General features: G+C 61.0%; 25 protein-coding genes and 1 pseudogene. 11 read left to right on the top strand and 15 right to left on the bottom strand.

What is annotated here, in order from left to right; all coding sequences use genetic code 11:
• Nucleotides 1-424: 424 nt before the first annotated feature.
• Nucleotides 425-1,078, bottom strand: a complete 654-nt coding sequence (locus CIW50_RS28685) for a dihydrofolate reductase family protein (protein ID WP_149534558.1) — start codon at nt 1,076-1,078, stop codon at nt 425-427.
• A 61-nt stretch (nt 1,079-1,139) separates the two neighbouring features.
• Nucleotides 1,140-1,583, bottom strand: a complete 444-nt coding sequence (locus CIW50_RS28680) for an SRPBCC family protein (protein ID WP_149534557.1) — start codon at nt 1,581-1,583, stop codon at nt 1,140-1,142.
• A 539-nt stretch (nt 1,584-2,122) separates the two neighbouring features.
• Between CIW50_RS28680 and lpxD the strand changes: the two genes are divergently transcribed.
• Nucleotides 2,123-3,169: a UDP-3-O-(3-hydroxymyristoyl)glucosamine N-acyltransferase gene (gene lpxD, locus CIW50_RS28675; protein ID WP_149534556.1), complete on the top strand. Its 1,047-nt coding sequence runs from the start codon at nt 2,123-2,125 to the stop codon at nt 3,167-3,169.
• 16 nt (nt 3,170-3,185) lie between these two features.
• Here the strand turns inward: lpxD and tgt are convergent, their stop codons facing one another.
• From tgt to coaD, 6 genes are all read right to left on the bottom strand, one after another.
• The gene (gene tgt, locus CIW50_RS28670; RefSeq protein ID WP_149534555.1) at nt 3,186-4,319 is read right to left on the bottom strand and encodes a tRNA guanosine(34) transglycosylase Tgt; all 1,134 of its coding nucleotides are present in this window, start codon (nt 4,317-4,319) and stop codon (nt 3,186-3,188) included.
• Entirely contained in the window at nt 4,316-5,398 is a 1,083-nt protein-coding gene (gene queA / locus CIW50_RS28665; RefSeq protein WP_149534554.1) for a tRNA preQ1(34) S-adenosylmethionine ribosyltransferase-isomerase QueA, read from the bottom strand. Before queA ends, tgt begins: the two co-directional genes overlap by 4 nt.
• 85 nt (nt 5,399-5,483) lie before the next feature.
• Nucleotides 5,484-5,951, bottom strand: coding sequence for a peptidylprolyl isomerase (locus tag CIW50_RS28660; RefSeq protein ID WP_116663619.1), 468 nt, complete (start codon nt 5,949-5,951; stop codon nt 5,484-5,486).
• Complete coding sequence (locus CIW50_RS29925) at nt 5,927-6,367, bottom strand: UCP034077 family protein (protein ID WP_502707559.1); 441 nt, start codon at nt 6,365-6,367, stop codon at nt 5,927-5,929. Before CIW50_RS29925 ends, CIW50_RS28660 begins: the two co-directional genes overlap by 25 nt.
• Nucleotides 6,368-6,375: 8 nt before the next feature.
• Entirely contained in the window at nt 6,376-6,945 is a 570-nt protein-coding gene (locus tag CIW50_RS28650; RefSeq protein ID WP_149534552.1) for a peptidylprolyl isomerase, read from the bottom strand.
• Between the two features lie 52 nt (nt 6,946-6,997).
• Nucleotides 6,998-7,495: a pantetheine-phosphate adenylyltransferase gene (gene coaD / locus CIW50_RS28645; protein WP_089264449.1), complete on the bottom strand. Its 498-nt coding sequence runs from the start codon at nt 7,493-7,495 to the stop codon at nt 6,998-7,000.
• 70 nt (nt 7,496-7,565) lie between these two features.
• On the opposite strand from coaD, the gene CIW50_RS28640 reads away from it, so the two are divergent.
• The 3 genes from CIW50_RS28640 to CIW50_RS28630 all read left to right on the top strand — a co-directional run bounded on the left by CIW50_RS28640 (nt 7,566) and on the right by CIW50_RS28630 (nt 10,192).
• Nucleotides 7,566-7,808 carry a hypothetical protein gene (locus CIW50_RS28640; RefSeq protein ID WP_172980513.1) on the top strand — a complete coding sequence of 81 codons (243 nt, stop codon included), beginning with the start codon at nt 7,566-7,568 and terminating at the stop codon, nt 7,806-7,808.
• A 12-nt stretch (nt 7,809-7,820) separates the two neighbouring features.
• Nucleotides 7,821-8,078 carry a hypothetical protein gene (locus tag CIW50_RS28635; protein ID WP_149534550.1) on the top strand — a complete coding sequence of 86 codons (258 nt, stop codon included), beginning with the start codon at nt 7,821-7,823 and terminating at the stop codon, nt 8,076-8,078.
• A gap of 206 nt (nt 8,079-8,284) precedes the next feature.
• A complete protein-coding gene (locus CIW50_RS28630) occupies nt 8,285-10,192 on the top strand; it encodes a potassium transporter Kup (RefSeq protein ID WP_149534549.1) in 1,908 nt (635 codons plus the stop codon).
• 107 nt (nt 10,193-10,299) lie between these two features.
• Here the strand turns inward: CIW50_RS28630 and CIW50_RS28625 are convergent, their stop codons facing one another.
• Nucleotides 10,300-11,193 (bottom strand): LysR family transcriptional regulator, encoded by an 894-nt coding sequence (locus tag CIW50_RS28625; protein WP_149534548.1) that lies wholly within the window; start codon nt 11,191-11,193, stop codon nt 10,300-10,302.
• 157 nt (nt 11,194-11,350) lie between these two features.
• Between CIW50_RS28625 and CIW50_RS28620 the strand changes: the two genes are divergently transcribed.
• From CIW50_RS28620 to CIW50_RS28605, 4 genes are all read left to right on the top strand, one after another.
• Complete coding sequence (locus tag CIW50_RS28620; protein WP_149534559.1) at nt 11,351-11,998, top strand: hydrolase; 648 nt, start codon at nt 11,351-11,353, stop codon at nt 11,996-11,998.
• A 174-nt stretch (nt 11,999-12,172) separates the two neighbouring features.
• The gene (locus CIW50_RS28615) at nt 12,173-13,573 is read left to right on the top strand and encodes an alginate export family protein (RefSeq protein WP_197738413.1); all 1,401 of its coding nucleotides are present in this window, start codon (nt 12,173-12,175) and stop codon (nt 13,571-13,573) included.
• A gap of 219 nt (nt 13,574-13,792) precedes the next feature.
• Complete coding sequence (locus CIW50_RS28610; protein ID WP_149534546.1) at nt 13,793-14,833, top strand: Atu2307/SP_0267 family LLM class monooxygenase; 1,041 nt, start codon at nt 13,793-13,795, stop codon at nt 14,831-14,833.
• 201 nt (nt 14,834-15,034) lie between these two features.
• On the top strand, nt 15,035-16,864 hold the full coding sequence (locus tag CIW50_RS28605; RefSeq protein WP_149534545.1) for a monovalent cation:proton antiporter-2 (CPA2) family protein: 1,830 nt from the start codon (nt 15,035-15,037) through the stop codon (nt 16,862-16,864).
• A gap of 426 nt (nt 16,865-17,290) precedes the next feature.
• Here CIW50_RS28605 and CIW50_RS28600 read toward each other — a convergent pair whose 3' ends face one another.
• From CIW50_RS28600 to CIW50_RS28585, 4 genes are all read right to left on the bottom strand, one after another.
• Entirely contained in the window at nt 17,291-18,439 is a 1,149-nt protein-coding gene (locus CIW50_RS28600; protein ID WP_149534544.1) for an acyltransferase family protein, read from the bottom strand.
• Between the two features lie 258 nt (nt 18,440-18,697).
• Nucleotides 18,698-21,460: a DNA gyrase subunit A gene (gene gyrA, locus CIW50_RS28595; RefSeq protein WP_149534543.1), complete on the bottom strand. Its 2,763-nt coding sequence runs from the start codon at nt 21,458-21,460 to the stop codon at nt 18,698-18,700.
• A 205-nt stretch (nt 21,461-21,665) separates the two neighbouring features.
• Complete coding sequence (locus tag CIW50_RS28590) at nt 21,666-22,070, bottom strand: DUF2306 domain-containing protein (protein ID WP_149534542.1); 405 nt, start codon at nt 22,068-22,070, stop codon at nt 21,666-21,668.
• 734 nt (nt 22,071-22,804) lie between these two features.
• A complete protein-coding gene (locus CIW50_RS28585) occupies nt 22,805-23,110 on the bottom strand; it encodes a helix-turn-helix transcriptional regulator (protein WP_149534541.1) in 306 nt (101 codons plus the stop codon).
• A 145-nt stretch (nt 23,111-23,255) separates the two neighbouring features.
• Between CIW50_RS28585 and CIW50_RS28580 the strand changes: the two genes are divergently transcribed.
• Genes CIW50_RS28580 through CIW50_RS29920 form a run of 3 tightly spaced genes read left to right on the top strand, consistent with a single transcriptional unit; the run spans nt 23,256 to nt 24,553 of the window.
• Entirely contained in the window at nt 23,256-23,978 is a 723-nt protein-coding gene (locus CIW50_RS28580; protein WP_149534540.1) for a hypothetical protein, read from the top strand.
• A 52-nt stretch (nt 23,979-24,030) separates the two neighbouring features.
• Nucleotides 24,031-24,363, top strand: a complete 333-nt coding sequence (locus CIW50_RS28575) for a DUF6634 family protein (protein WP_149534539.1) — start codon at nt 24,031-24,033, stop codon at nt 24,361-24,363.
• On the top strand, nt 24,341-24,553 hold the full coding sequence (locus tag CIW50_RS29920) for an antitoxin Xre/MbcA/ParS toxin-binding domain-containing protein (RefSeq protein WP_149534538.1): 213 nt from the start codon (nt 24,341-24,343) through the stop codon (nt 24,551-24,553). The genes CIW50_RS28575 and CIW50_RS29920 overlap by 23 nt, the downstream gene beginning before the upstream one ends.
• Before the next feature lie 70 nt (nt 24,554-24,623).
• Here CIW50_RS29920 and CIW50_RS28565 read toward each other — a convergent pair whose 3' ends face one another.
• Complete coding sequence (locus tag CIW50_RS28565; protein ID WP_172980512.1) at nt 24,624-25,142, bottom strand: metallophosphoesterase family protein; 519 nt, start codon at nt 25,140-25,142, stop codon at nt 24,624-24,626.
• An 8-nt stretch (nt 25,143-25,150) separates the two neighbouring features.
• Nucleotides 25,151-25,275 (bottom strand): annotated as a pseudogene (locus CIW50_RS29845) (IS21-like element helper ATPase IstB); the annotation flags it as partial.

Genomic DNA, 25,275 nt, shown 5'->3' with positions numbered 1-25,275 from the left:
GCCAAAGGCGCGTGCGTATCCCCATCAAGGCCACGGCCCGCGAGCCGATCAACAGGCCGGATACATATCAGCGACTTCCGCTATCTAAGCATAATCTCACTTGCGATCAGCAGCCGGTCCATACATTTGCGCCAGTGGCCGACATTGAGGTCGTATCGGTACGGCTACATCTTTGTCCACTTCTTCGCTGATGCCCCGCGCGAATGCAATCTGCTTGTTCAGACGACTGCAGGATGGCGAACGAGCCTGCAATTCAGTGGCTTCATTCGATTGTCTCCGAAGAATTGCGCAGTAGAGATCCCGCGCTGGCGATGTCAGCGGGATATGCGGATTCTCGCGCAAAGGGCAAAGTCGTTTAGTCGGGACGAACCATCCGCGGTCACTGCCAGGGCGATGGCTTTCGGATCAGTTTTGACGCAATTTTTCATAGCGGTTTGTCCTTTCGAACGAATGTCACATGTGCGACTCCACCGGGAGAGGACGTGGTCTCGATCTCGTAGTCCTTCTCAAGACCCTCCACGCCATCCCACAGGCGTACGCCTCGGCCAAGCAGGATCGGAACCACCACGATGTGCATGTGATCGACGAGCCCGGCGGCAAGGAAGTCGCGGATTGTGGTGGGACCTCCGCCGATGCGCACGTCCTTGCCACCCGCAGCCTCGCGAGCCGTCTTAAGGGCCTCGGCAGGCGAAGCGTCGATGAAGTGGAACACCGTGCCGCCCTCCATGTCGATCGACGCGCGCGGATGATGGGTGAGGACGAAGACCGGCGTGTGGAACGGCGGGTTGGAACCCCACCAGCCTTTCCAGTCCGGATCCTCATGCCATGTAGGGGGACCGAACTTCCTGGCGCCCATGATCTCGGCGCCGATCCCGGGCGCGAACAGCCGCAGGAACGCATCGTCGATGCCCGCCGTGCCGCCGGGTTGGCCGAGCATCTGGCGACCCCACCGGGTCGCGAACATCCATTCGTGCAACCGCTCGCCGGCATGACCGAACGGCGCATCAAGGCTCTGGCCTTCGCCGGTGGCGAAACCGTCGAGCGAGACGGAGACATGTTGAACACGGGCCAATGACATGGCTGGCGCTCCTTCCAGTTATTGGTCGAGTTCCCCCAAAGCCGTTCCGGAAGCGACGGCGCTACTGCTTGATCTCGGGCTCGACGAGTTTCGTAAGCTTCCGGAGGGATTCCTGCCAGCCGAGATAGCAGGCCTCGGCCGGGATCACGTCCGGTACACCCTGCTGCTCGATGTTCACCTCCGTTCCGACAGACACGGCCTTCAATGTGACCGTAACCTTCATCTCGCCCGGCAGGTTAGGGTCATCGAAGCTGTCGGTGTAGACGAGACGCTCTCCGGGAACGAGCTCCTGATAGGTCCCGCCAAAGGAATGACGGCCGCCCGTGGTGAAGTTCCGGAATGACATCCTGTGATGGCCACCGACCTTTGCATCCAGCTCATGGACGGTGCAGGTGAACCCGTAGGGTGGGAGCCAGCTCGCAACCGCGTCAGGTTCGAGAAACGCGCGATAGACCTTCTCGGGTTTGGCGGCAATGACGCGATGCAGACGGATCGTGCTGGGCATGGGTTTCTCCCTGGTTCGGTTTCATTCGGTTGTATTCTGGCGGGCACCTTCCGCCCAATACACCCAGGACGAACGGCTCCGTCAGGCCCCGACATTGCAGTGGAATAAAAATCGAAAGCACATGCACGGCCTCATCATCGGCCCGCGGTCACCTCGGGTACTCGAGCTGCATGGCGACCACATGGCTGGTAGCGTTTCCATGTCGCGCCGCGATGGCGAAGAGCATGGTCGGGCGTACCGGTTGGTCGCCGATCGGAGACGATCGGGACTGCGTAGTGCCAAGCCACGCCACCGAGCTCACGGCGATATACCTCGATCGCAATGTCGCTGGCGTTCTCACCTTCGCGTCCGGCACGACAGCAAGCCCGCAACAGGAAGCCAGAAACTAGCGATCCTGGTCACGGCTGCACCAGGTAATGGCCACGCCGCAGTCGCACCTTCGCCATTTCTGATGTTCCCAAGCCGTGCTAACCAGCTGTCGGGTCTACAGCGGAGAAGCCGTCTCTCGGGTCGAGGGGATACCCGCACTGGAGTCGGTCATGACCGGTCAAATTCCCTTCTTCGTGCCTAAGCGCACGATCGCCGCAAGTGAGGTCGCAGGCATCGCGGGCTTGCTTTTTGTTACAAAGGATTTCCTCATTTCGGCTGGAGCAGCGCTGGAGACAGCGTGCCGCAGCGAGCTTAGCTATATGGACAATCACAAGTATCTTGAGGCCTTGAGGCAGACGAATGCAGGCGCTTGTCTCGTCTCCCCGCGCTTCAGCGCATCCGTTCCAAAGGAGACCTACTCTTTTGTGACACCTCAGCCGTATTTGATTTACTCAAGAATCCTCGCATTGCTCTATCCAGGGGCGGCTATCCCGGGGTCACTTTTCGAGACCGACGGCATTTCTCCAAACGCCACGATTCATACTTCGGCCATCATCGATTGCGGAGTTACCGTCGATCCCGGCGCAGTGATCGGTCCCCGGGCCAAGATCGGTGAACGCACTTATATCGGCTCAAACGCCGTGATCGGTCCAGACGTCACCATCGGGAGCCATAGCTCAGTCGGTGCCGGCGCTATCATTGCGCACGCAACTGTCGGCAATCACGTCATTGTCCATCCAGGCGTATCGATCGGGCAGGACGGCTTCGGCTTCGTGCCCGACAAAGGCGGACATATAAAAATTCTCCAGGTCGGAGGCGTCATTATTGAGGACTGCGTCGAAATAGGCGCAAACACGACCATCGATCGCGGATCGACCCGTAACACGTTTATCGGCGAAGGCACGAAGCTCGATAACCTCGTACAAATCGCCCACAACGTGACGATTGGCAGGCACTGCCTCATCGCCGCACAAGTCGGAATCGCCGGGTCCGCAACTCTCGGGAGTTTTGTTGCAATAGGCGGTCAGACTGGAATTGCTCCTCATCTGACGATCGGCGACGGCGCACAGATAGCCGGTGCAAGCGGCGTCACGCGTGACGTACCCGCAGGAGAGCGGTGGGCAGGATTCCCAGCCCGGCCCAGCCGCAGGTTTTTCCGCCAATACAAGGCTATGGAAATGCTTGCGGCCGGTTACCGCGAGACAAACGATCGATGAACCTGCAAACGGGTGGTCACCGCGGCGGAATGTCGCCGCGCGCCCAGCATTCACGCGTCTGCGCGCGAAACTCTTCGAACGTGCCGGCCTCGATGGCTGCGCGGATGCCCTGCATCAGGCTCTGGTAGTAGGCGATATTGATTTCCGACAGCAGCATCGCGCCGAGGGTTTCACCCGATCGCACCAGATGATGCAGATAGGCGCGCGAGTAATCGCGTGCCGCCGGCCAGGTGCTCTCTTCGTCCAGTGGCCGCGGATCATCCTGATGCCGCGCATTGCGCATGTTGATCTGGCCGTGGCGGGTGAAGGCCATGCCGTGACGGCCGTTGCGGGTCGGCATCACGCAGTCGAACATGTCGACGCCGCGCGCCACCGCTTCCAGCATGTCGTCCGGCGTGCCGACGCCCATCAGGTAGCGCGGGCGGTCCGAGGGCAGGATCGGCACCACCTCCTCGATCATCGCCAGCATCACGGCCTGCGGCTCACCGACCGCAAGGCCGCCGATCGCATAGCCGTGAAAGCCGATATCGATTAGCCCCTGTGCGCTGGCGCGGCGCAGCACGGGCACATCACCGCCTTGCGCGATGCCGAACAGCATATAGCCCTCAGGCGCCGTCTCGAAGGCACGCTTGCAGCGCTCGGCCCAGCGCAGCGACAGCTGCATCGCGCGGTCGATGTCGGCGTGTTCCGCGGGCAGCCGTACGCATTCGTCGAGCTGCATCGCGATGTCCGAATTCAGCAGCCGCTGGATCTCGATGGCGCGCTCCGGCGTCAGTTCAAACTTGGCGCCGTCGATATGCGAGCGGAACGTGACGCCCTGCTCGGTCACTTTCCGCAACTGCGCCAGTGACATCACCTGGAAGCCGCCGGAATCGGTCAGCATCGGCCCGTTCCAGGTCGTGAATTTCTGCAGACCGCCAAACGACGCGACGCGTTCCGCGCCGGGACGCAGCATCAGGTGATAGGTATTGCCGAGCACGATATCAGCGCCGGCATCGCGCACGTCGCGCCAGTGCAAGCTCTTCATCGCACCGAGTGTTCCCACTGGCATGAAGGCCGGCGTACGCACCACACCATGCGGCGTCGTCAGCTGGCCCCTGCGTGCCGCGCCGTCAGTGCGCAGCAGTTCGAAATGATTGGCGACGGTCATGAATTGCTTGTGTCCCGAAACAGCAGACTGGCGTCGCCGTATGAATAGAAACGATAGCCGGTCGCGATGGCATGGGCATAGGCCTGTTTCATCGTATCCATGCCGGCAAAGGCCGAGACCAGCATGAACAGCGTCGAACGCGGCAGATGGAAATTGGTGAGCATGATATCGACGGCGCGGAAGCGATAACCCGGCGTGATGAAGATCGCGGTCTCGTCGGCGAACGGATGAATAACGCCGTCCTCGGACGTCGCGCTTTCCAGCAGACGCATCGAGGTCGTGCCGACGGCGACAACGCGTCCGCCGGCCGCATGCGCCGCATTCAGCTCATCCGCCGTTGCACGCGAGATCGTGCCCCATTCGGAATGCATCTTGTGCTCGGCGGTGTCGTCGACCTTCACTGGCAGGAACGTCCCTGCTCCCACATGCAGCGTGATGCGATGCAAGCCGACGCCACGCGCTTTCAGCGCAGCTTCGAGCGCCGGCGTGAAATGCAATCCTGCGGTCGGCGCTGCGACAGCGCCGTCATTGGCGGCGAACATGGTTTGATAGTCGGCCGTGTCACGCTCGTCCGGAGCGCGTTTTCCGGCGATGTAAGGCGGCAGCGGCGGCGCACCCAGTTCGGCAATCGCCTGGTCCAGCGCCGGGCCGTGAAGCGAGAAGGAGAAGATGATCTCGCCGGCATCGCCCTTGTGCTCGACTTGGGCGTCGAGGTGCCCAAGCAGGCAGACGCGGCCTTCATTGCCGAAGCGCACCGTGTCGCCTTCGGCCAACTTCTTTGCAGGCCGTACCAGCGCCTGCCAGCGCGAACCATCGAGCCGCTTGATCAGCGTCGCATCGATCTTCGGTTCGGTCTCGCGGCCGATACGGCGGCCGCTGAGCTGCGCCGAGATAACTCTGGTATCGTTGACGACCAACTGATCGCCGGGCTTCAGCCAGGTCGGTAGATCCGATACGACATGATCCTGCACGCCGATACCCGGTTGAACGACAAGTAGCCGCGCGGCGTCGCGCGGGCTGGCAGGCCGCAGCGCGATGTTCTCGGCCGGAAGTTCAAAATCAAAAATGTCGGTACGCATGGCCCTAAATGGCATTGCCGGGCATCGCCCGGCAACCCACCCCATTCGTCAGATGATCCGGGCCGAAGCCCGGCATTCGCCTTTGTCAGGCGGCAGCGTCAGCAGCCATGGTGGCCTTGACGATCTTGTCGGGGTTCTGCACCGGCTCGCCGCGCTTGATCTTGTCGACGTTCTCCATGCCTTCGGTGACCTTGCCCCAGACAGTGTACTGCTTGTTGAGGAACGACGCGTCATCGAAGCAGATGAAGAACTGGCTGTCGCCGGAATCCGGGCTGGCCGCGCGGGCCATCGACAACGTGCCGCGGACATGCGGTTCGTTGTTGAATTCGGCCTTCAGCTTCTTACCCGAGCCGCCCGTGCCGGTGCCCTGCGGGCAGCCGGTCTGCGCCATGAAGCCGTCGATGACGCGATGGAAGACGATACCGTCGTAGAAGCCTTCGCGCACGAGCTCCTTGATACGGGCGACATGGCCCGGTGCCAGATCCGGGCGCATCTCGATGGTGACGGGACCCTGGGTGGTTTCAAGGATCAAAGTATTCTCGGTAACAGCCATGCTCGTCTCTCTACTGGTTTGGGTTGGTTTCGGCGGTCGTCAAACCGCACTCGGAAGGGGCGTCCAGCGACCGCGTCGCCCAGGCCCCCGGTAAATGGCATCGGCGTGCAATGTTGCAATGTCTCCATCACAGCCGTTCGGTAGGCAACGCTGTCGGCCTCGGAGGCATCCGGCGTTTCGAAGGTAATTCGCGGCCTTCCGAGAAGTTCACCGGATCGTTTGAAGCTGAACAGCACCGTGATCTCCATGCCCGGATGGCCTCGCGGCAAGGCAGGTGGATGCCAGCACGCTTTCAGCCTTCCGAACATGCCCTCCAGCGTACTCACGCCTTCAGACTGAGCCGATGCCGGATGCGCCTGAAGGACGCCAGACAGCAATAATGCCGCGAGCAGAGCAATCACCCTACATCGCGGCATCATGGTGTTTACTTGATATCCGAAGCGACCTGGACCTTGACCATCTTGTCAGGGTCGGTCACAGCGCCGCTGGCCGAGCCGGGAGGCGCCTTCTTGAGCTTGTCCACCACGTCCATGCCGGCGACGACGTCGCCCACCACGGTGTACTTGCCGTTCAGCGACGAGCCGTCGGCGAACATGATGAAGAACTGCGAATTGGCTGAATTCGGATCACCCGCACGGGCCATACCGACCACACCGCGCTTGAAGGGCACCTGCGAGAATTCGGCCTGCACGTTAGGATACTTCGATCCGCCGGTGCCGTTGAAGTTCTTGCCGTCGCCGGTCTGCGCCATGAAGCCGTCCATCACGCGGTGGAACGGCACGTTGTTATAGTAGCCTTCGCGGGCGAGCAGCTTGATGCGCTCGGCGTGCTGCGGGGCGATATCGGTGCGCAGCTTGATGATGATCCGACCCTTGGTCGTGTCGATCACGACCGAATTGGCCTTGTCGAGGCCAGCCGGAAGGGCTGCCGGAGCCTGCGCGAAAGCGGGAGCCGCGAACATCAGCGCGGCAGCAAGTGCGACTATACGGATCATGGAAACTCCGGATCAGAGAAAGCCGGGCAGCCGGCCAGGATAGTTATTTGGTTTATGCGGCGAATTTGGACTTGAGGCTCTTGGCGACCGCGTCCGGGACGAAAGCCGAAACGTCGCCGCCCATGGCGGCGATTTGCCGGACCAGTGTGGCGGTGATCGGGCGGACACTCACCGAGGCCGGAAGAAATACCGTCTGCACATCCGGCGCCATGGTCTCGTTCATGCCGACGATCTGCATCTCGTAATCGAGATCGGTGCCGTCGCGCAGTCCGCGGATCATGATGGTCGCACCGATCTGCTGCGCCAGTGTGGTGGTGAGATTGTCATAGGTCGTGCAGTCGAATTCGCAGCCGGCGGCCGAGGCCAGCGGTCCAAACACCTGCTTCACCATCTCCAGCCGCTCGTCAGTCGAGAACAGCGGCTTCTTGCCAGGGTGGACGCCGATCGCGACCACGAGCTTGTCGCATAGGCCAACGGCGTGGCGGACCACATCGAGATGGCCATTGGTGACGGGATCGAATGAACCGGGATAAAGCGCGATACGGGGCATTCCCCCTCCTACCCCGCCCCCGTTCGAGCCGCAAGCCGACTTGGTTCCGTCCACCGGGGTCGAATGGCCAGTGTTTATTTTTGCCCCGGATTCGAACCGGAAGGCAGGTCAGCGCGTCTACTGGGTACGCAGCGACGGTACTGAAAACATTGGGTTTTCCGGCCTCATGTGTCGTCAAGCGCGTACGGACGAAACACAAGCCGGGTCGGATGAAACCACTTTGCCCGAACACGACAACTTCCTGAAACCGGGTCTGATTAATCAGGCAGGCACAGGAAGCGACAAACAAACCGGGCCAAAACGGCCCAAATGACAGGGGACCGTCATGATCAAGGCTCTTTCAGCCGTTGCCGTCGCAGCTTTCATTGCAGCCGCCCTCACCGTTCTCCCGGGCTTTGCCCCGAAGGTCGAAGCGTCGGTGCCCGTAGCTCTCACCAAGTCCGATCGCCTCGACATCCGCACCGTTGGCCGTAGCTGCTCGGAGCAGGCCTGGCCTAATTTTGAGGCCTCCTGCCTGCGCAACGCGGAAGCCAGGGCCATCAAGATCCGCGAAGTCCGCCTGGTGACCACCGAGCGCCGCTAAGCGGAAAACAATACCGCCCCGGCCAAAACCGGGGCGTACCGATATTCAATCTAGGCAATCGCGATACTTCCCAGCCGGGCGCGACGCACAGTTCAGTGAAATTCTCACGACACCTGCTTCAACTAATTTCATAGTAATCAGCGACGCAACGTCGCAGACTGCCGGTTAAGCGCGATTGTAACGCGCGAGTCCCACGAGGGCTGCCTGTGACCGCCATCCCCGCCGCATCGCCAGGACACTCTGGCGGACTTCCTCTCACAGCAACGATCGGCGCGCTCGGCGTCGTCTATGGCGACATCGGCACCAGCCCCCTCTACGCATTGAAGGAAGCCGTGAAGGCAGCGGCCCATGGCGGGCCTCTCACGTCCGAAGCAACGCTCGGCGTGGTGTCGCTGATCCTCTGGGCGTTGATCCTGATTATCTCCCTGAAATACGCGCTTCTGATTCTGCGTGCCGACAATCGCGGCGAAGGCGGTATCGTCGCCCTGCTGGCACTGCTCCACGCGCGCGATGCAAAGCCGGGCACATGGCGCGTACATCTGCTGATCGTCGGCCTCGTCGGCGCCGCCCTGCTCTACGGTGACGGCGCCATCACGCCGGCGATCTCGGTACTATCAGCCATTGAAGGCCTCAAGGTCGATGCACCTTCGCTTGCGCCGGCCGTGGTCCCGCTCACCGTCATCATTCTGATCGGGCTGTTTCTGATGCAGAGCAAGGGCGCCGGTTTTATCGGCGGCATATTCGGGCCGGTGATGCTTGGCTGGTTTGCCGTGCTCGCGCTGCTCGGCATCCACGGCATCGTGCAATCGCCCGGCGTGCTCGCTGCGCTCAGTCCGCTCTATGCCTTCGAATTCCTGATCCACCAGGACTTCCACATCAGCTTTGCCATTCTCGGCGCAGCCTTCCTTGCCGTGACCGGCGGCGAAGCGATGTATGCCGACATGGGCCATTTCGGCCGGATGCCGATCCGGCTCGCCTGGTTTGCCATCGCCCTGCCGGCGCTGGTGCTGAACTATTTCGGCCAAGCGGGACTGCTGATCTCCGACCCCACTGCCATCGACAACCCGTTCTATCAACTGGCGCCTGATTGGCTGCACTATCCGTTGGTGGCCTTTGCCACTGTCGCGACGGTGATCGCCTCGCAAGCTATCATCTCCGGCGTATTCTCGCTGACGCAGCAATCGATCCAGCTCGGCTTCCTGCCGCGGATGCAGATCCGGCACACCACCAGCCACGCCATGGGCCAGATCTATGCGCCACTGGTGAACTGGCTGCTGGCGGCAGCGACGCTGGCCGCCGTGCTCAGCTTCGGCACGTCGGACGCGCTGGCAGGCGCCTATGGCATCGCCGTGTCGCTGCTGATGGCGATCACCACGCTGCTCGCGGCACTGGTCGCGCTGCAATGGGGCTATCCGCCGCTCCTCGTCGTGACGGTGAACGGCTTCTTCTTCATCATCGATTGCATCTTCTTCGCCGCCAATTCGACCAAACTGTTCGAAGGCGGCTGGTTTCCGCTGCTGTTGGCCGGCGCAGTCGCGTTTCTGATGTTGACCTGGCGCAGCGGCGTCAAACTCGTTGAACACGCCCGCGCCAAACTGCGTCAGCCCGAAGAGGACCTGATCGAGACGGCTGTCAGTCGCTGCCATGCGCGGCTCAATGGCACCGCGGCCTTCCTGGCATCCACGCCGAATGGCGTGCCGCTGGCGCTCACACAATTCGTCAAGCACAACCACGTTCTACACCAGCGCGTCATTCTGGTGACCGTGCTGATCTCCGAAGTGCCGCGCGTCCCCGATGCCGATCGTGCCGAGATCATCGAAGTGATCGAAGGGATCACGCGCGTCGTCCTGCATTACGGCTTCATGCAGTATCCGACGATTTCCGATGGACTGAGACTCGCCTGCGAACAGGGCAAGCTGCCCGGCATCGACCTTGACGATATCACCTATTATATCGGCCGCGAGACCATCATCCCCAGCGACAAGGTCGCCGGCATGGCCGTGTGGCGCGAAACCGTATTCGCATTCCTGCAGCGTAACGCCGAACGCTCCGCAGCTTTCTTCGACGTGCCGACCAGACAGGTCGTCGAGTTCGGTACCGAAATCGAAATTTAAGCCGCGCGCGACGACAGACTATCTCAAAATCAAAAGAACCCGCGGCATGACCGCGGCTTTTCGATTCCACGCCGACCGTTGCAAAAATCGTCCGGTGGGTTCGCGCTCTAGCGATCGACACCCGGAATGAGCGGAGCCTCCGCGAAACACGCGATCAGCATTTCGGTGAGGACCCGCACCTTTCGCGGGGGATGCTGACCTGGCGGACGGATGACATAGACACCTGCCGGAGGTGGTGGATAGCGCGTCATGACCGGAACAAGCGCGCCGGAGGCGACGTGCTCATTGGTGATGTCATCGGGGATCCAGGCAACGCCGAGTCCTGCGAGCGCCGCGGCGCGGAGAGCCGTGCCGTTGTCGGCTTTGAAGCGCCCTTGCGGGCGCACCGTGATTGTCTTGTCGCCATCCATGAATTGCCAGGCTTCTGTGCCCTGCATGAGAGCCTGATGCGCCAGGAGTTCGTCCGGCGTCTCGGGCGAACCATGCGCTTCGATATAGTCCGGGCTTGCGACCAGTTTTCCATAGATGGGCCCGACGTGCCGCGCGATCAGGTTGGAGTCCGGGAGATAGCCAACCCGGATCGCGCAATCGAAACCTTCACCGATGAGATCAACGAAGCGATCACTGTAAACCGTATGGATGTGGAGCAGCGGGTGCCGTCGCGCCATGTCCGCAAGCACGGGAGCAAAGTGCGTCGGGCCGAACGTCAGCGGCACGGCAATGCGCAAGCGGCCGCAAAGCTCACCATCTGGCAACAGCAGTTCCCTGGCCGTGTCCATTTCGGCGCAAGCGCGCGCCGCATGGTCGCGAAACGCAGTTCCCGCTTCGGTGAGCGCGGCACCGCGCGTCGTGCGTGCGAGAAGCTGCACGCCAAGTTCCGCCTCGATGCGGGCAAGCTGCCGGCTGACGATTGATTTGGAGACGCCGAGCCGGCGCGCGGCGGGTGAAACGCCCCCGGCATCGGCAATTTCCACGAATGTCCGCAGCTCTTCGATGTCCATTCAGCGTTCCCCGTTTCGCGACACAGCTTGGCACGGGAGGGCACTACCCCATCGCGCCCGGAGACGGCAATACCCCCTCAGGCAACGTCGCCGTTGGCGCATGTCTGCCGAAAACCCAAAACCAATCTCGCTCACAACGGCAGCAGAGGATGTATTGATGACCTTTCGTAATGGCCTTTCGTCGCTTCTTCGTCCCGAAGACTCGGTCCTCGTTCTGATCGACCACCAGCCATTCCAGCTCACGAACCTTAACAGCCACGACCCGCATGCCGTCGTCAATGCGGTGACGGGCCTGGCGAAGATGGCCAAGGTCTTTAACGTTCCTACCATTCTTACAAGCGTAATTGCGCAGCGCGGCGGACTAATCTTCCCGCAGATCACCGATGTCTTCCCCGGCCAGGAAGTGATCGACCGGACCTGGGTCAACACCTGGCAAGATCCGAAGGTGGTGGACGTGGTGAAGGCGACGGGCCGCAAGCAGTTGATCATCGCAGGTCTTTGGACGGAAGTCTGCGTTGCAATGCCGACAATCCAGGCTCTCGGCGAAGGCTGGGACGTGACCGTCATCACCGACGCGTCGGGCGGCATATCGCTCGAAGCGCATGAAGTCGCGATCCAACGCATGATCAGGGCCGGGGCCAACATGATGACCTGGTTCGCGCTGGCGGCCGAGTGGCAGCGTGACTGGGCCCGGCTCGAGACCGCGGGCGCGATCACTGAAGTGATGGTCCAGCACGCGGCCGGAAGCGGCATCGCGTATCTGTGGGAGCAGCAACTGCTCAATACGCCGGTGCCGAAGGGCTAACCGATCGGACGAAGACGGCGTTGCCGCGAGAAGGAAGACGTCCTTCTCGCGGCCTCGTCGTTCGCCTTGGCAGGAATGTCGTGGCCCGGACTCGCTGACGACGTTCAAGAACGTCATCGCTCTCAAGGGCAGAGCTATCCCACCTATGGACCGCCATCGTCGATGAAACGCAGAATGGTCAATTTCAGCCTCGTTTGTGCGACGGCGATCGTTGCCACGACCTCTTTCGCGCGGGCCCAAGTTAGGACGGACGTCGAGCGGGCGCCCACGCTGACGAACGAACGGTACTCGGAAGATTGGATCTATCTCGCCGATCCATCCAAACGGACCGGCCATTGGACGGAGCCGTTCAAATATATTCGATTGGACGAGAATGGAGCGGCCTATCTCTCAACGGGCATGGAAGTTCGGTCACGCTATGAGGGGTATACCAACGTCGGTTGGGGATCGGCACCGAACGACGGTTATGTCTGGAATAGGTTTATGCCCTATGCCGATCTCCATGCAGGACAAATGAGGTTCTTCGCGCAACCGATCGTCTCCGGAATCACCGGGACCGATCGCGCCCTGACGCCCCCAGACACGACGGGCGCCGACATGCTGCAGGCATTCGGCGAGATAGAAATGCAGCTCGGTGACCGCACCTCGCTGCGCACCTCTGCGGGGCGCAAAATGATATCGCTCGGGGCGGGCCGTTTCATAGACACGCGCTACGGTCCCAACATCCCGCGGGCCTTCGACGGTGTCGATGCGATCGTGACGGCGCCGGATCGGCAGGTCACCCTGATATATGCTCGCCCCGTCGATAATTTTCCGGGAGATTTCGATGATCGTACGTCGAACCAGAAGGCGTTCTGGGGCGTGTATGCCACGCACTGGCTGAAGGAGAACAGGTCGATCGGCTTCGACATCTACTATCTCGGTCTTTTGGATCGCGAAGCTGTCTTCGATCAGGGCAACGGCAGAGAACTGGCGCATACTTTCGGCACGCGGGTGTTCGGGGACACCGGCGCCTGGTTCTGGAATTTCGAAGGCGCCGTGCAGCGAGGAACTTTCGGAAATGATCGCGTGGCGGCATGGGGAGTTGGCGGTGAATTCGGTTACCGTTTCCTTGAGACGCCACTTCAACCCGAAGTCAGGCTCACGACCGATGTCATTTCGGGAGACAAAAACCCTGATGATCACGAACTCGGTACGTTCAACCCGCTTTTTCCGCGCGGAAAATACTTCGGCGCACTTTCCCCTATCGGGCCACGCAACCTCATCCAGGTACGACCAACGATCACTGTCTATCCGCAAAAGGACGTCGCGGTCTCGCTTACCGGGGGTGCCTATTGGCGGCAGAGCACGGCCGACGGGATCTACGGGATCGCGGGAAACCTCGTGCGAAGCGGCAAAGGCAGCGACGCGCGCTTCATCGGAAATCTCCTGGAATTCTCGGTTGGTTGGCAAGCCACGGCTGAACTCAACCTGTCGGCATCGTTGAGTGCCTTCGAACCTGGACGCTTCATAGCGGACACCGGGCCCGCGCGCACAATAACAATGGTGAGCGTCATGTCGAACTTCCGATTCTAGCGAAGCAGATGCAGCCCGCCTCCTGTTTCGATCATCGACCTGACCGAGCTCGCTTTGGCGGATGGGTCGACGTAGTTCCTCCTCGACGCGGGTAAAAACCGACCGCTGTGACTACCGGGCGTTTTCCGGTTGAATAGCAGTTGGATAAGACAAAAATTCCGACCACCTGCCTCAGCGCTCGCCGCCCGGCGGGGTCCACTAACCAGACGAGGAGTTTCCATGGAAATCGGTATCGACAGTTTTGCGGCCATCCTCCCCGATCCGGCGACCGGCAGGCTCCCCTCGCCGACCGATCGCATGGCCGACCTCCTCGATGAGGTCGAGGTCGCCGATCGGGTCGGACTCGATGTCTTCGGCATCGGTGAACATCATCGCGCTGAATTCCTCGATTCCGCACCGGCGGTCATTCTGGCCGCAGCAGCGGCCCGCACCAGCCAGATCCGGTTGACGAGTGCGGTGACCGTGCTGAGCGCCGCCGATCCCGTGCGGGTGTTTCAGGAATTCGCGACCCTCGATCTGATTTCCAAGGGCCGTGCCGAGCTCGTCGTCGGCCGCGGGTCGTTCGGCGAGGCCTATCCGCTGTTCGGTCTGGATACGCGCGATTATGACGCACTCTTTGCAGAGAAGCTCGATCTGTTCCGAAAACTTGGTGAGACGAGCCATCTCGTCTGGAAAGGCCGTTTCCGTCCCGCGCTTGAGGGCCACGGTGTCTATCCGCGTCCGCATCAGCCGCGGCTACCGCTGTGGATCGGCGTCGGCGGCACGCCGGAATCTTTCGCCCGCGCCGGCGCGCTCGGCATTCCGCTGATGGTCGCCATCATCGGTGGCACATTCGAGCGCTTTCGTCCGCTCGTCGATCTCTATCGCGAGACCGGCACGCGCGCCGGGCATGGTCCCGACAAGCTCAAGGTCGGCGTCCATGCGATGGGTTTCGTCGGCGAGACCAATGCGGCAGCGAAAGACGCCTTCTTCCCCGGCTGGGCGCATCTGACTGCGAAAGTCGGCCGCGAGCGCGGATGGTCGCCGCCGACGCGCCAGCAATTCGAAGCCATGGCCAGCCCGGAGGGCGCTTTCCTGATCGGCGATCCCACGACGGTCGCCGCCAAGATGCGCCATGCCAGTGACGCCCTCGGCGGCGTCTCGCGCATCACCTTCCAGATGAGCACCGCCTCGCTGGACACGGCAGCAATGAAGCGGTCGATCGAACTTCTGGGCACCGATGTCGCGCCGATCATTCGGGCCGCGCAAGCAACGACATGACGGGCTCCCCATTTCCATCATGCGACGTATGACGGCGCTTATCACTATCGGGGCGTGACGCGCTCAATTGCCGCACACATGGCGGCATCGCCCAAAGCCGCCAGAGTCATCTACTGTATCCCGACGCGCTGCGTGAACATATGCAGCCAAGTGCAAGGCGCGCCGGACCAAGCAATCCGGCTCATTAACGAAAGAGGGTTCATGGCAGACGCTGCCGGTTTTGGCTTGGGACATGCGATCGTCCTGCTGGGTGCGGCCACCATCGCGGTGCCACTGTTCAAGCGCCTAGGGCTCGGCTCTGTCCTCGGCTATCTCGTCGCCGGTCTGGCCGTGGGACCGTTCGGCCTAGGATTATTCAATGATCCCGAGACGCTGTTGCATACGGCCGAACTCGGCGTCGTCATGTTCCTGTTCATCATCGGGCTGGAAATGCGCCCGTCGAAATTGTGGACGCTGCGGCGGCAGATTTTTGGCCTCGGCGCGGCACAGGTCGTCACCTGCGGCTTTCTGCTCACGCTGGTCGGAATGGCGGCGAGCCTCAGCTTCCCCGTCGCCATGATCGGTGCGATGGGCTTCGTGCTGTCATCCACCGCCGTGATCATGCAACTGCTGGAGGAGCAGGACGAAACCACGTCGCCGGAGGGACAACGCGCCATCGCGATCCTGTTGCTGGAGGATCTGGCGATCGTGCCGCTGCTGGCGCTGGTCGCTCTGTGGGGCGCGGTCGACAGCCCAGCAGCCGCAGCTGCGAAACCAATGTGGCAGAGTGCCGGCATCGCCGTTGCCGGTCTTGCTGCGCTGCTGGCAGCGGGCCGCTGGCTGCTCGACCCGTTCTTCCGCGTCATCGCACGTGCCGGCGCGCGCGAGGTGCTAACGGCCGCCGCATTGCTGGTCGTGCTCGGCTCAGCGGTGTTCATGCAGAGCGTCGGCCTGTCGATGGCGATGGGCGCCTTTCTGGCGGGCGTGCTGCTGTCGGAATCCAATTTCCGGCATCAGCTCGAGGCGGACATCGAGCCGTTTCGCGGCATCCTGCTCGGCCTGTTCTTCCTCAGCGTCGGCATGTCGTTGAATCTCCGTATCGTCGCCGACGAATGGATGATGGTGCTGGGCGGCGTCGCGGCGTTCATGGTGGTGAAGGCGATCGGCATCTATGTGATCGCGCGCCTCGCGCGGTCGGATCACCCCGCCGCCACCCACCGCGCAGCGCTGTTTGCGCAAGGCGGCGAGTTCGCCTTCGTCCTTTATGCGGCGGCGATGACGGCCGGCATCTTCGACGTCCGCGCCTCGGCCGTCATGAGCGCGATCGTGATCCTGTCGATGGCACTGACACCCGTCGTGCTGCTGGTCCATGGGCGGATACGGCGCGACGCGCCGGTGTCGATGGACGGCATCGACAAGGCCGATGGGTTGCGCGGCCGCGTGCTCTTGATCGGCTTCGGCCGCTTCGCGCAGGTGGCGAGCCAGGCTCTGCTGGCGCGCAATGTCGAACTCTCGGTGATCGAGAACGATGTCGACATGATCCGCATCGCCGGCACCTTCGGCTTCAAGGTCCATTACGGCGACGGCACCCGCCTCGACGTGCTGCACGCCTCGGGTGCGGCCACTGCCGAGGCGATCCTGATCTGCATCGACAAGCCCGAATCCGCGGATCACATCGTCGAACTGTGCCGCTCGGAATTTCCGCTGGCCAAGCTCTATGTCCGCTCCTTCGACCGCGGCCATTCGCTGCGGCTGATCCATGCCGGCGTCGACTTCCAAATCCGCGAGACATTCGAATCCGCGCTGCTGTTCAGCGAGACCGTGCTGACCGGCCTCGGCCTCGACGAGGATGCGGCGCGCGACGCCATCGCCGACGTCCGCGACCGCGACGCCCAGCGCGTCGAGCTGGAAGTCATCGGCGGCGTCGAAGCCGGCCGCAAACTGCTCCGCGGCAATGCCGAGACGCCGGAGCCGAGCCCGTTCTTCAAGACGCGGCCGGCGAATGCGGAGAGTACAGTCACGGGTGAGTTGGAATCAGCAGCCAAGCCGTAGCGTCGATTGAGCACAGCGCAACCCGGGGACTGGCGTTTCAACGCGTTCGACTCCATCGCTCTTGGAATAACGATGAGCAAGTGAAGGCAACGCGCAATGAGGTTGGCAACTTGAAACCGTCACGAGCGAAGTGGGTGGCCGCTGTGCTTGTTGCTCTCGCGGTACTGGCAGCTTGGGTGATCTACTCCTTCGCTGTTTACGACAACTGTCTCGATCGGATCGACTACGACAGAGCCCGACGGCACCTCTGCAATGCGGACCCAACGAAGAGCTACCCTCGTATTCCCGAACGATGATGGTCGAGCTCCACACGCTGACTATGAACTCGCAGGCGAACGCAGAGGCGTCGTAGGACGGGGTGAGCGCTGCCAGCGCATGGGAGCGATATCATCGTCTCAACGAGGTGTGCCGCGAATACGTGCCGGATTATGCCTGCTGCGGCTTGGACTTCAAGCTCGTGCTGCCCAGGCTTTCTTTCAATTTGGCCATCGGCGTTTCAAGCAGGTGATAGGACAGGAATGGCAGCGCGAGTATAATGGCCAGCGCGAGACAGACCTGCAGAACCGGCACCTTGGCGCCGTTCAGCGCAGCCTCGTTCAGGCCGAGATAGAACAGAACCGGCAAATGAAAAACATACATCGCGTAAGACATCTGGCCGAGCTTGCGCATCAGCGAAATCGATAAGAACGCGGCTATCATCCGCTGAAGCAGACCGCGATCGAATACCATCGTGGCGATGAACGATACGCTGATCATTACATAGCCAATCAATGCGACGGTCCAATATACCGGTTGCGAGCTGATGATGCCATGATCGCGCCCGACGCGGTCGAGCGCAATGACGACGAGTCCGCCAACCAACAGCGCAAGGCATCGCCAGCCACGCAGTGGCTTGTTTTCGAATTCCCGCAGCGCCAACCAGCCGCCAAGGGACAACGACAGCATGCGCGTGAACAGCGACATATAAACGACGTCGCCGGCCATGCGTGCGTCGTCATTGAGCAGAATAACCGCGAGCACCAAGCCGCTGGACACGGCCAGCAGCGGCACGATGCATCCCATGACGGCATTCAGCCAGCGCGGTGGCACCAGCAGGGTGGCCAGCGGCCAAACCAGATAGAATTGTTCTTCGACCGATAGCGACCAGCTGTGCTCGAGCGGATTCGGCGTCGCATGAAGCGGATGATAGAAATTGAACGTATAGGTGAGCAGGCTGATCGAATCAGCCGTTTCGAGCCTGAAGATAACGATGCAGGCCACAACGGCGAGGTAGTACACCGGGAAGATGCGGAGCGCTCTGCGCATGTAGAAATTTGCGAAGGAAATGCTCCCGGTCTCGAAGCGCTCGCGCAACAGCAAGCGCGTGATGAAGAAACCGGAGACGACAAAGAAGACATCGAGCGCAACGAATGCCAGGCGCGCTTGTTGATTGATCTGCCAAATAGCGTTGTAAAACCGACTATCCAATGTCTGTGGACAATGGCTTAGAATGACTACTAGAGCCGCAACGGCGCGGATCCCGTCGAAGGCAGGAAACCTAGCAAGTTGCCCGCGCGGGCGTTCGATATCCGCCATACCTCAACTCCAATTGAGGTATGACAGCTAGCATGCAATCCGGCGGCCCAGAGCATACATACGCACCTGCACTGCAACTGATCTGCACATAAAGTAAATTTGCCCCGAGCCCGTCGAAAGAAGCCGCCTGCGCCGCTTTCCACTCCGGCAAGCTTTCGGGCGCTCCTGGCGGGATGCAGCTGGGTCTGGTGCCCTGCCGCATCACGCATTTCGTGACTTCGGCGCCCGCGTTTACCAAAAGGCTGGGGCCGGAGGGCCTCAGCCCTCCGCCACCGGCGTGCCGTTGCCGTTCTCGCCCTCTTCGCCCTCGCCGATATGCTCGACCGAGACCACGTGCTCGTCGTCAGCCGTGTTGAACACGATGACGCCCTGGGTGGAGCGGCCGGCGATGCGGATGCCTTCGACCGGGCAGCGGATCAACTGGCCCTTGTCGGTGACCAGCATGATCTGGTCGCTGTCCTCGACCGGGAACGAGGCGATCAGCTTGCCGTTCCGGCCATTGACCGACATGGCGACGATGCCCTTGCCGCCGCGGCCGGTGGTTCGGTACTCGAACGACGAGGTTCGCTTGCCGTAACCGTTCTCGCTGATAGTCAGTACGAACTGCTCGGAGGCCGACATCTCGACATAGCGCTGCTCACCGAGCTCGATGGCGCCGGTCGCCTCTTCGGTCTCCACGGCAGCCGCTGCTTCATCCGCGACATCGGCACGCTCTTCGGCACCGCCGCGACGCACCGCATTGGCGCGGCGCAGATAGGCGGCGCGCTCGTCGGAGTTCGCCTCGAGATGGCGCAGGATGGTGAGCGAGATCAGCTTATCGCCCTCCGCCAGTGAGATACCGCGCACACCCATGGAGCTGCGGCCCTGGAACACGCGAACATCTGTCACCGGGAAGCGGATGCACTGGCCGCCGGCAGCGGTCAGCAGCACGTCGTCATGTTCGGTCGCGATCTGAACGTCGACGATGGCTTCGCCCTCGTCCAGCTTCATCGCGATGATGCCCGAGCGACGGACATCGACGAAGTCCGACAGCTTGTTGCGGCGGACATTGCCGCCGGTGGTCGCGAACATCACGTCGAGGGTTTCCCACGTCGCTTCGTCCTCAGGCAGCGGCATGATCGTGGTGATGCGTTCGCCCTGCTCCAGCGGCAGAATGTTGATCATCGCCTTGCCGCGGCCGTTCGGCGGCGCGACCGGCAGACGCCAGACCTTTTCCTTGTAGACCTGGCCGCGCGACGAGAAGAACAACACCGGCGTATGGGTCGAGGCGACGAACAGACGTGAGACGAAATCCTCGTCGCGCGTCGCCATGCCCGAACGTCCCTTGCCGCCGCGGCGCTGCGCCCGGTAGGTCGAGAGCGGCACGCGCTTGACATAGCCATGATGCGACACCGTCACCACCATGTCTTCGCGCTGGATGAGGTCTTCGTCCTCGACCTCGCCTTCCTGCTCCATGATGACGGTCTTGCGCGGCGTCGCGAATTCCGCCTTCACGGCACCAAGCTCGTCCTTGATGATGGTCTGCACCCGCGCACGCGAGCGCAGGATTTCCAGATAGTCGGCAATCTCGATAGCAAGCTTGTCGAGTTCGTCGGAAATTTCCTCGCGGCCCAGAGCTGTCAAGCGAGCCAGTCGCAGATCGAGAATGGCCTTGGCCTGTTCGAACGACAGCCGTGCCGTGCCGTCTTCCTCGAGGCGATGACGCGGATCGTCGATCAACGTCATCATCGTCGCCACATCCTGCGCCGGCCAGCGGCGCTCCATCAGGATATCGCGCGCGGTGGTCGGATCGGGCGAGGTCCGGATCACACGAATGACCTCGTCGATATTCGCCACGGCGATGGCGAGACCAACGAGGATATGCGCGCGGTCGCGCGCCTTGTTGAGCAGGAACTTGGTACGGCGCGTGACGACCTGTTCGCGGAATGCGACGAAGATCGTCAGCAGATCCTTCAGGTTCATCAGCAACGGACGGCCGGTGTCGAGCGCCACCATATTGGCGCCGAAATTGGTCTGCAGCGGCGTGAACTTGTAAAGCTGGTTGAGCACCACCTCCGGCACCGCATCCCGCTTCAATTCGACGACGACGCGAAAACCGTCGCGGTCGGATTCGTCGCGCAGATCGGAAATGCCTTCGATCTTCTTGTCGCGCACCAGTTCGGCGATGCGCTCGACCATGGTGGCCTTGTTCACCTGATACGGGATTTCCGAGACGATGATCGCTTCGCGGTCCTTGCGGGTCGGCTCGATCGAGACCTTGCCGCGCATCACGATGGAGCCGCGGCCGGTGTGATAGGCCGTACGAATCCCGGCGCGGCCGAGAATGATGCCCCCCGTCGGGAAATCCGGACCCGGGATGATCTTGTTCAGATCGTCAATGGTGAGTGACGGATCATCGATCAGCGCGACGCAGGCGTCGATGACTTCGCCGAGATTGTGCGGCGGGATGTTGGTGGCCATGCCGACGGCAATGCCGCCGCCGCCATTCACCAGCAGATTCGGGAACTTCGCCGGCAGCACGCGTGGCTCACGGAACGAGCCATCGTAGTTGTCCTGATAGTCGACCGTATCCTTGTCGAGATCGTCGAGCAGCGACTGCGCGATCTTGGTCAGGCGCGATTCCGTGTATCGCATCGCGGCGGCGGCATCGCCATCGACCGAGCCGAAATTGCCCTGACCGTCGATCAGCGGCACGCGCATCGAGAAGTCCTGCGCCATGCGCACCATGGCGTCATAGACCGACTGGTCGCCATGCGGATGATACTTACCGATGACGTCACCGACGGTTCGCGCCGACTTGCGATACGGCTTGTTCCATTCGAAGCCGTTCTCATGCATCGCGTAGAGAATGCGCCGATGCACCGGCTTCAAACCATCGCGCGCATCCGGCAGCGCACGCGCCACGATCACGCTCATGGCGTAGTCGAGATACGAGCGCTTCATCTCATCGAGGATGGATACGGGACGAATATCCGAGGGGGCCGGTGGCTCCCCAGGCTTCTGGTCTTCAGTGTCGGACAAGGATGATTTCCGGTCAGGTTTTGCTGGGAATCATATAGCGCATCGCGCGCCTTCAAGCCACCCTCTCGGCGACGCCGGAAGTGCTATTTTCCTTCTTATTTTTCAAATGCTTACGGGAGGCGCAAGGGGCTTGTGAAGTGACATCGAATAAGCCAGCCCAAACATGCCGAATCTTGCGAAAATCCTGGGGCCGTCTTGCGGCAATCTAGCGACCGAACACGACGGTGTGCATGACACGGCCGGGTACGAGCGTGAACACGCCGGCGATCACCAGCGCGCCGGCGAAAATCGAAATCATGGTGATGGCATGTGCCCTGACGCGATGCCGGCGCGCCGCGATTACCGCGACCACCAGCATCACCGGCGCCAGAATCGACAACAGATGGATCGGGCTCCATATGTCCCAGAGCCGATAGCTGTGGCCATGAATCCAGAACGAGCTGATCGCGACAGTGGCGAGCAACGCCACCCAGATCCAGCCAAGTGTCTTGTGTGGCAGCGTACCCTTGGGCGCGATCAGTTGGACCACGCCGAGCACGAACGCGGCCATGGCCGCAAAAGCATGCAGCGGGATCGGGGCAACGGCATCAAGCAGCGGCTGCAGCGACATGGTGGTCCTCGCATTGAGGAGGCAGTGTCAGCTCACCATCGCAGAAATCTTTCCGTTGTAAAGATCGTATTGCCCGCCGCATTGCCGCAGCTAACCGCCCCCTCAAAACGCAAAACGCGCTGCAAGCAATCAGCTCGCAGCGCGATGCATAAAGTCAGGACGTTCTGACAGCAGATCACTCTGGTAATGCGGAGCTAAGTTTGTAAAGAAGCCAAAATTCCACGCTCTAGCAATGTCTTGCCGAGACATCGTCGTTTAAGCGAAAGCATTTTGTAAAGTAACATGTCAATAAGGCCGCTAAATCGCACGTAAGTTTACATTTACGCTTTGCAGGGCTGAGCAAGGGGTGGCAGGCACAGCTTCTCGTGACGGCAGGCCAAATAGAAAACCTGAACCTATCGGCGGCAGCGCGGTCGCATCGCCGTAAAATCTGTTCAACGCGCCCGCGCGGAACGACTCCTTGCTGAATTATGAGAGCATGCTCGCGTCGGCGAAGACAGAGCTCGACGAAGAGACTGTTGGCGCAGCCGGATGCTGAGTCAGGAACAAGCGGTCGCAGTGAGGGAGATCCTGTCTCGCCCCCTTTCCCGTCTGGTTGGCGGTGGAGGCACGGGAAAGACACAAGCTTGCAAAGTGATCTGCGACCTTTGGGTAACTAACATCCGTAATGAGGCCGATCGCGGAGCGCGCGCCCCAATGGCGCCGTAGCGAGCGAGCGGCCGACGGGACTAGGCTCACTTCCGCTTTGATCCTGCCCGGGATTTGGAAATCGGTCGGTCACCCTTCGCCTTCTTCTGCCCAAATCCACGGGGAAGCCGGAAGCCAGCACCAAAGGTCTGGTCTTCGCCTAAAAACGTGACCCCGTACGTTTGGACAAGCGCAAATTGGACAGCCTCAATTGTAGCGAGTGTTGCCCTGGGTTTATTGGCCTCCAACGCCGCGAGGGAACGCACGCTGACGTCCGCCGCTGCCGCCAGGTCACTCTGGGTAATGTCCAGCGTCTGTCTGGCCGCCTTCAAAAGCTTGGGATGAGCGTACATCCCGGTACTTTCGAAGTAGGCATTCGCTTGTCAACAATTACAGGTAATGGTCATCAGTTTGCATATTATATGTATTTAATTGCATCGAATCCCTTGTCGTGGCTACTGTCGCTCCCGGCACTTCCGCCTGACAAAGGATTCGTCGATGTCGATGTATATTTTGCAAGGGTCCAAGGGGGGCGCGGGGCGCACCGTGTCCAGTGTCGTCCTGGCGACAGGTCTCGCCGCCATCGGCCTCCGGCCGCTGCACCTGCAGGTGACAATGTCAGGCATTCAGCCGGTCATCGCGTTCGCCAAGGGCGTCCCGTTCTCGACTGCCGCGCTTGCGGAGCACGCCGCGACGCCGGAGGCGATCCGGCATACGATCGCGGCGCATCCGGAATGTTCGACGGTTGTCATCGATATGGTCAAACGGACCGTTTGGGATACGGTCTTCGACAATCCAACATCCGTGGTGCTGTTTCCCATGAGGCCCGCGGCTGTCGAGATCGAAGTGGCGGTTGGAGACTACCGGGACCTTCAGACGCATCAGGCGTCGGCCTCCGATCCACACTTCCGCCTTCATCGCCAAACTGCGCGTCCGCGGTATAACGCACGACCTCCTATTGCTTCCCTCGCCCGTGGCTGGCTTCTACCGGTCGCTTGGCCCGAGGACATGGATGATCATGCTGTCGCGGCCAAAGTGGAGCGGTTTGATGGTTTCATGCGAGCTGGCCTGCCCGGTCCGTCAATTTTGAAGCGAGGGATCCCCGATATTTCGAGAGAGCACCTCGACGATCTCATAAACACGTCACAGTACGTTTGCAGCCGAACTGTCGAGGCAACGGCAGTAGCCGTTGCACAATCGGTGGCAAAACTTCGTGTCTGATCACGGATAGATGCACCGGGGCCGGTTCGTTTTCATTAGTTCTGGAGAAGACATGTTTGAAATTGGAAATGGACGTCCTGCAGACCTTCTCGCGTTGGCGTCAGAGGTGGATCGCCTTCAGCGGCTGGCGACAGACTTGATGCTTTTCACCGATGGCTACCTTAACATCGGCGACCATGCTCCTGTTCTCGACAATTGGATGCGGACATCTCGGTACGCCGCCTGTCTGACTGGCATGGTTTGGGATCATCCGACCTTGCCGGGCGACGGGCGTTCGATCGTTACCAGCGATCTTTGCCTGCTCGTTGAAGATCTGGGGGTAGCTCGCACGAATTCGCGTTGGTATCGATTAGGACGCCCTTATGGCAGCACGCGTTCCTCCTGATCTTGAGCGTGCGGATATATGCGCTCTCGCCGCTGACGTCTTTGGCTCTGAGGAGGAAGCTCAATGGTGGTTACAGAGTCCAGCATTCGGACTTGAGCGACGCCACCCTGTCGATCTACTTGATACGGAAACAGGCATCGAGCTGGTCAAGGACTACCTCATCAGGATTGACAGAGGCGTCTATAGTTGAAGTCGCGATAAATGGATGAAATTTAGAACGTACCTATCTCGCATTCATGCTCACCAACTCGGCACTCGCGTTACCGATCGCCTATCTCGACAATCAAGTCGGGAATGAACCCGACGTTCTCTGGCAATCCGTTTCCCCGCTCGTAACCACGGGGATTGCAGACAACCCTGGTTCCTCCCACGATATAATTGTGCGTGTCATGAACATGACCGTGGATCCACAGGGTTGGCGCATATTCTTTGATGATGCCTCCCATATCCGAGATGAACGACGCGTTCACTGGCCCGGAATCTACATGTCGCGCATGAAGCGAACCGGGATGAATGGCGTGGTGGTTGATGCAGACGGTGGGACCCTCGTGCCCCTCGGCCAAACGATCAATCAGCCACTGGCGTTCTCTCCAGTGCCGACGGAAAGATTCCCTTGGCGTAAATGGGCGCGGAAATTCGGCGCCGTCCGCGGTCGTAATGAAGCGATAATCATTGATTGACGCTCCGGCACGGAAGCCTTCGATCTGACTACGTGCCATAAACAAGTAGTCGGTCCAGAGTGTACACCCAAGAAATCGAACGTTATCGATCACGGGCACAGTGTCTGTCAATCGGCGTTCAAATTTGACCCCGGATCGGCGTCCAATTTTGACCCCTTTGAGCGTGCTGGTTTGGGGGTAGCGCTCGTCTCGTCGGAGCTGGCCGGGGTTGCGGAGACGAGACGAGCGCGGG

The organism is Tardiphaga sp. P9-11, from assembly GCF_008329525.1.
GTDB lineage: Bacteria > Pseudomonadota > Alphaproteobacteria > Rhizobiales > Xanthobacteraceae > Tardiphaga.
This window is presented reverse-complemented; position numbering and strand designations above follow the sequence as displayed.

Coding starts and splice junctions, on each gene's coding strand:
- CIW50_RS28685 (WP_149534558.1), bottom strand. CDS start 1,078: ATGTCATTGGCCCGTGTTCAACATGTCTCCGTCTCGCTCGACGGTTTC.
- CIW50_RS28680 (WP_149534557.1), bottom strand. CDS start 1,583: ATGCCCAGCACGATCCGTCTGCATCGCGTCATTGCCGCCAAACCCGAG.
- lpxD (WP_149534556.1), top strand. CDS start 2,123: ATGACCGGTCAAATTCCCTTCTTCGTGCCTAAGCGCACGATCGCCGCA.
- tgt (WP_149534555.1), bottom strand. CDS start 4,319: ATGACCGTCGCCAATCATTTCGAACTGCTGCGCACTGACGGCGCGGCA.
- queA (WP_149534554.1), bottom strand. CDS start 5,398: ATGCGTACCGACATTTTTGATTTTGAACTTCCGGCCGAGAACATCGCG.
- CIW50_RS28660 (WP_116663619.1), bottom strand. CDS start 5,951: ATGGCTGTTACCGAGAATACTTTGATCCTTGAAACCACCCAGGGTCCC.
- CIW50_RS29925 (WP_502707559.1), bottom strand. CDS start 6,367: ATGCCGCGATGTAGGGTGATTGCTCTGCTCGCGGCATTATTGCTGTCT.
- CIW50_RS28650 (WP_149534552.1), bottom strand. CDS start 6,945: ATGATCCGTATAGTCGCACTTGCTGCCGCGCTGATGTTCGCGGCTCCC.
- coaD (WP_089264449.1), bottom strand. CDS start 7,495: ATGCCCCGTATCGCGCTTTATCCCGGTTCATTCGATCCCGTCACCAAT.
- CIW50_RS28635 (WP_149534550.1), top strand. CDS start 7,821: ATGATCAAGGCTCTTTCAGCCGTTGCCGTCGCAGCTTTCATTGCAGCC.
- CIW50_RS28625 (WP_149534548.1), bottom strand. CDS start 11,193: ATGGACATCGAAGAGCTGCGGACATTCGTGGAAATTGCCGATGCCGGG.
- CIW50_RS28620 (WP_149534559.1), top strand. CDS start 11,351: ATGACCTTTCGTAATGGCCTTTCGTCGCTTCTTCGTCCCGAAGACTCG.
- CIW50_RS28615 (WP_197738413.1), top strand. CDS start 12,173: ATGGTCAATTTCAGCCTCGTTTGTGCGACGGCGATCGTTGCCACGACC.
- CIW50_RS28610 (WP_149534546.1), top strand. CDS start 13,793: ATGGAAATCGGTATCGACAGTTTTGCGGCCATCCTCCCCGATCCGGCG.
- CIW50_RS28605 (WP_149534545.1), top strand. CDS start 15,035: ATGGCAGACGCTGCCGGTTTTGGCTTGGGACATGCGATCGTCCTGCTG.
- CIW50_RS28600 (WP_149534544.1), bottom strand. CDS start 18,439: ATGGCGGATATCGAACGCCCGCGCGGGCAACTTGCTAGGTTTCCTGCC.
- CIW50_RS28590 (WP_149534542.1), bottom strand. CDS start 22,070: ATGTCGCTGCAGCCGCTGCTTGATGCCGTTGCCCCGATCCCGCTGCAT.
- CIW50_RS28585 (WP_149534541.1), bottom strand. CDS start 23,110: ATGTACGCTCATCCCAAGCTTTTGAAGGCGGCCAGACAGACGCTGGAC.
- CIW50_RS28580 (WP_149534540.1), top strand. CDS start 23,256: ATGTCGATGTATATTTTGCAAGGGTCCAAGGGGGGCGCGGGGCGCACC.
- CIW50_RS28575 (WP_149534539.1), top strand. CDS start 24,031: ATGTTTGAAATTGGAAATGGACGTCCTGCAGACCTTCTCGCGTTGGCG.
- CIW50_RS29920 (WP_149534538.1), top strand. CDS start 24,341: ATGGCAGCACGCGTTCCTCCTGATCTTGAGCGTGCGGATATATGCGCT.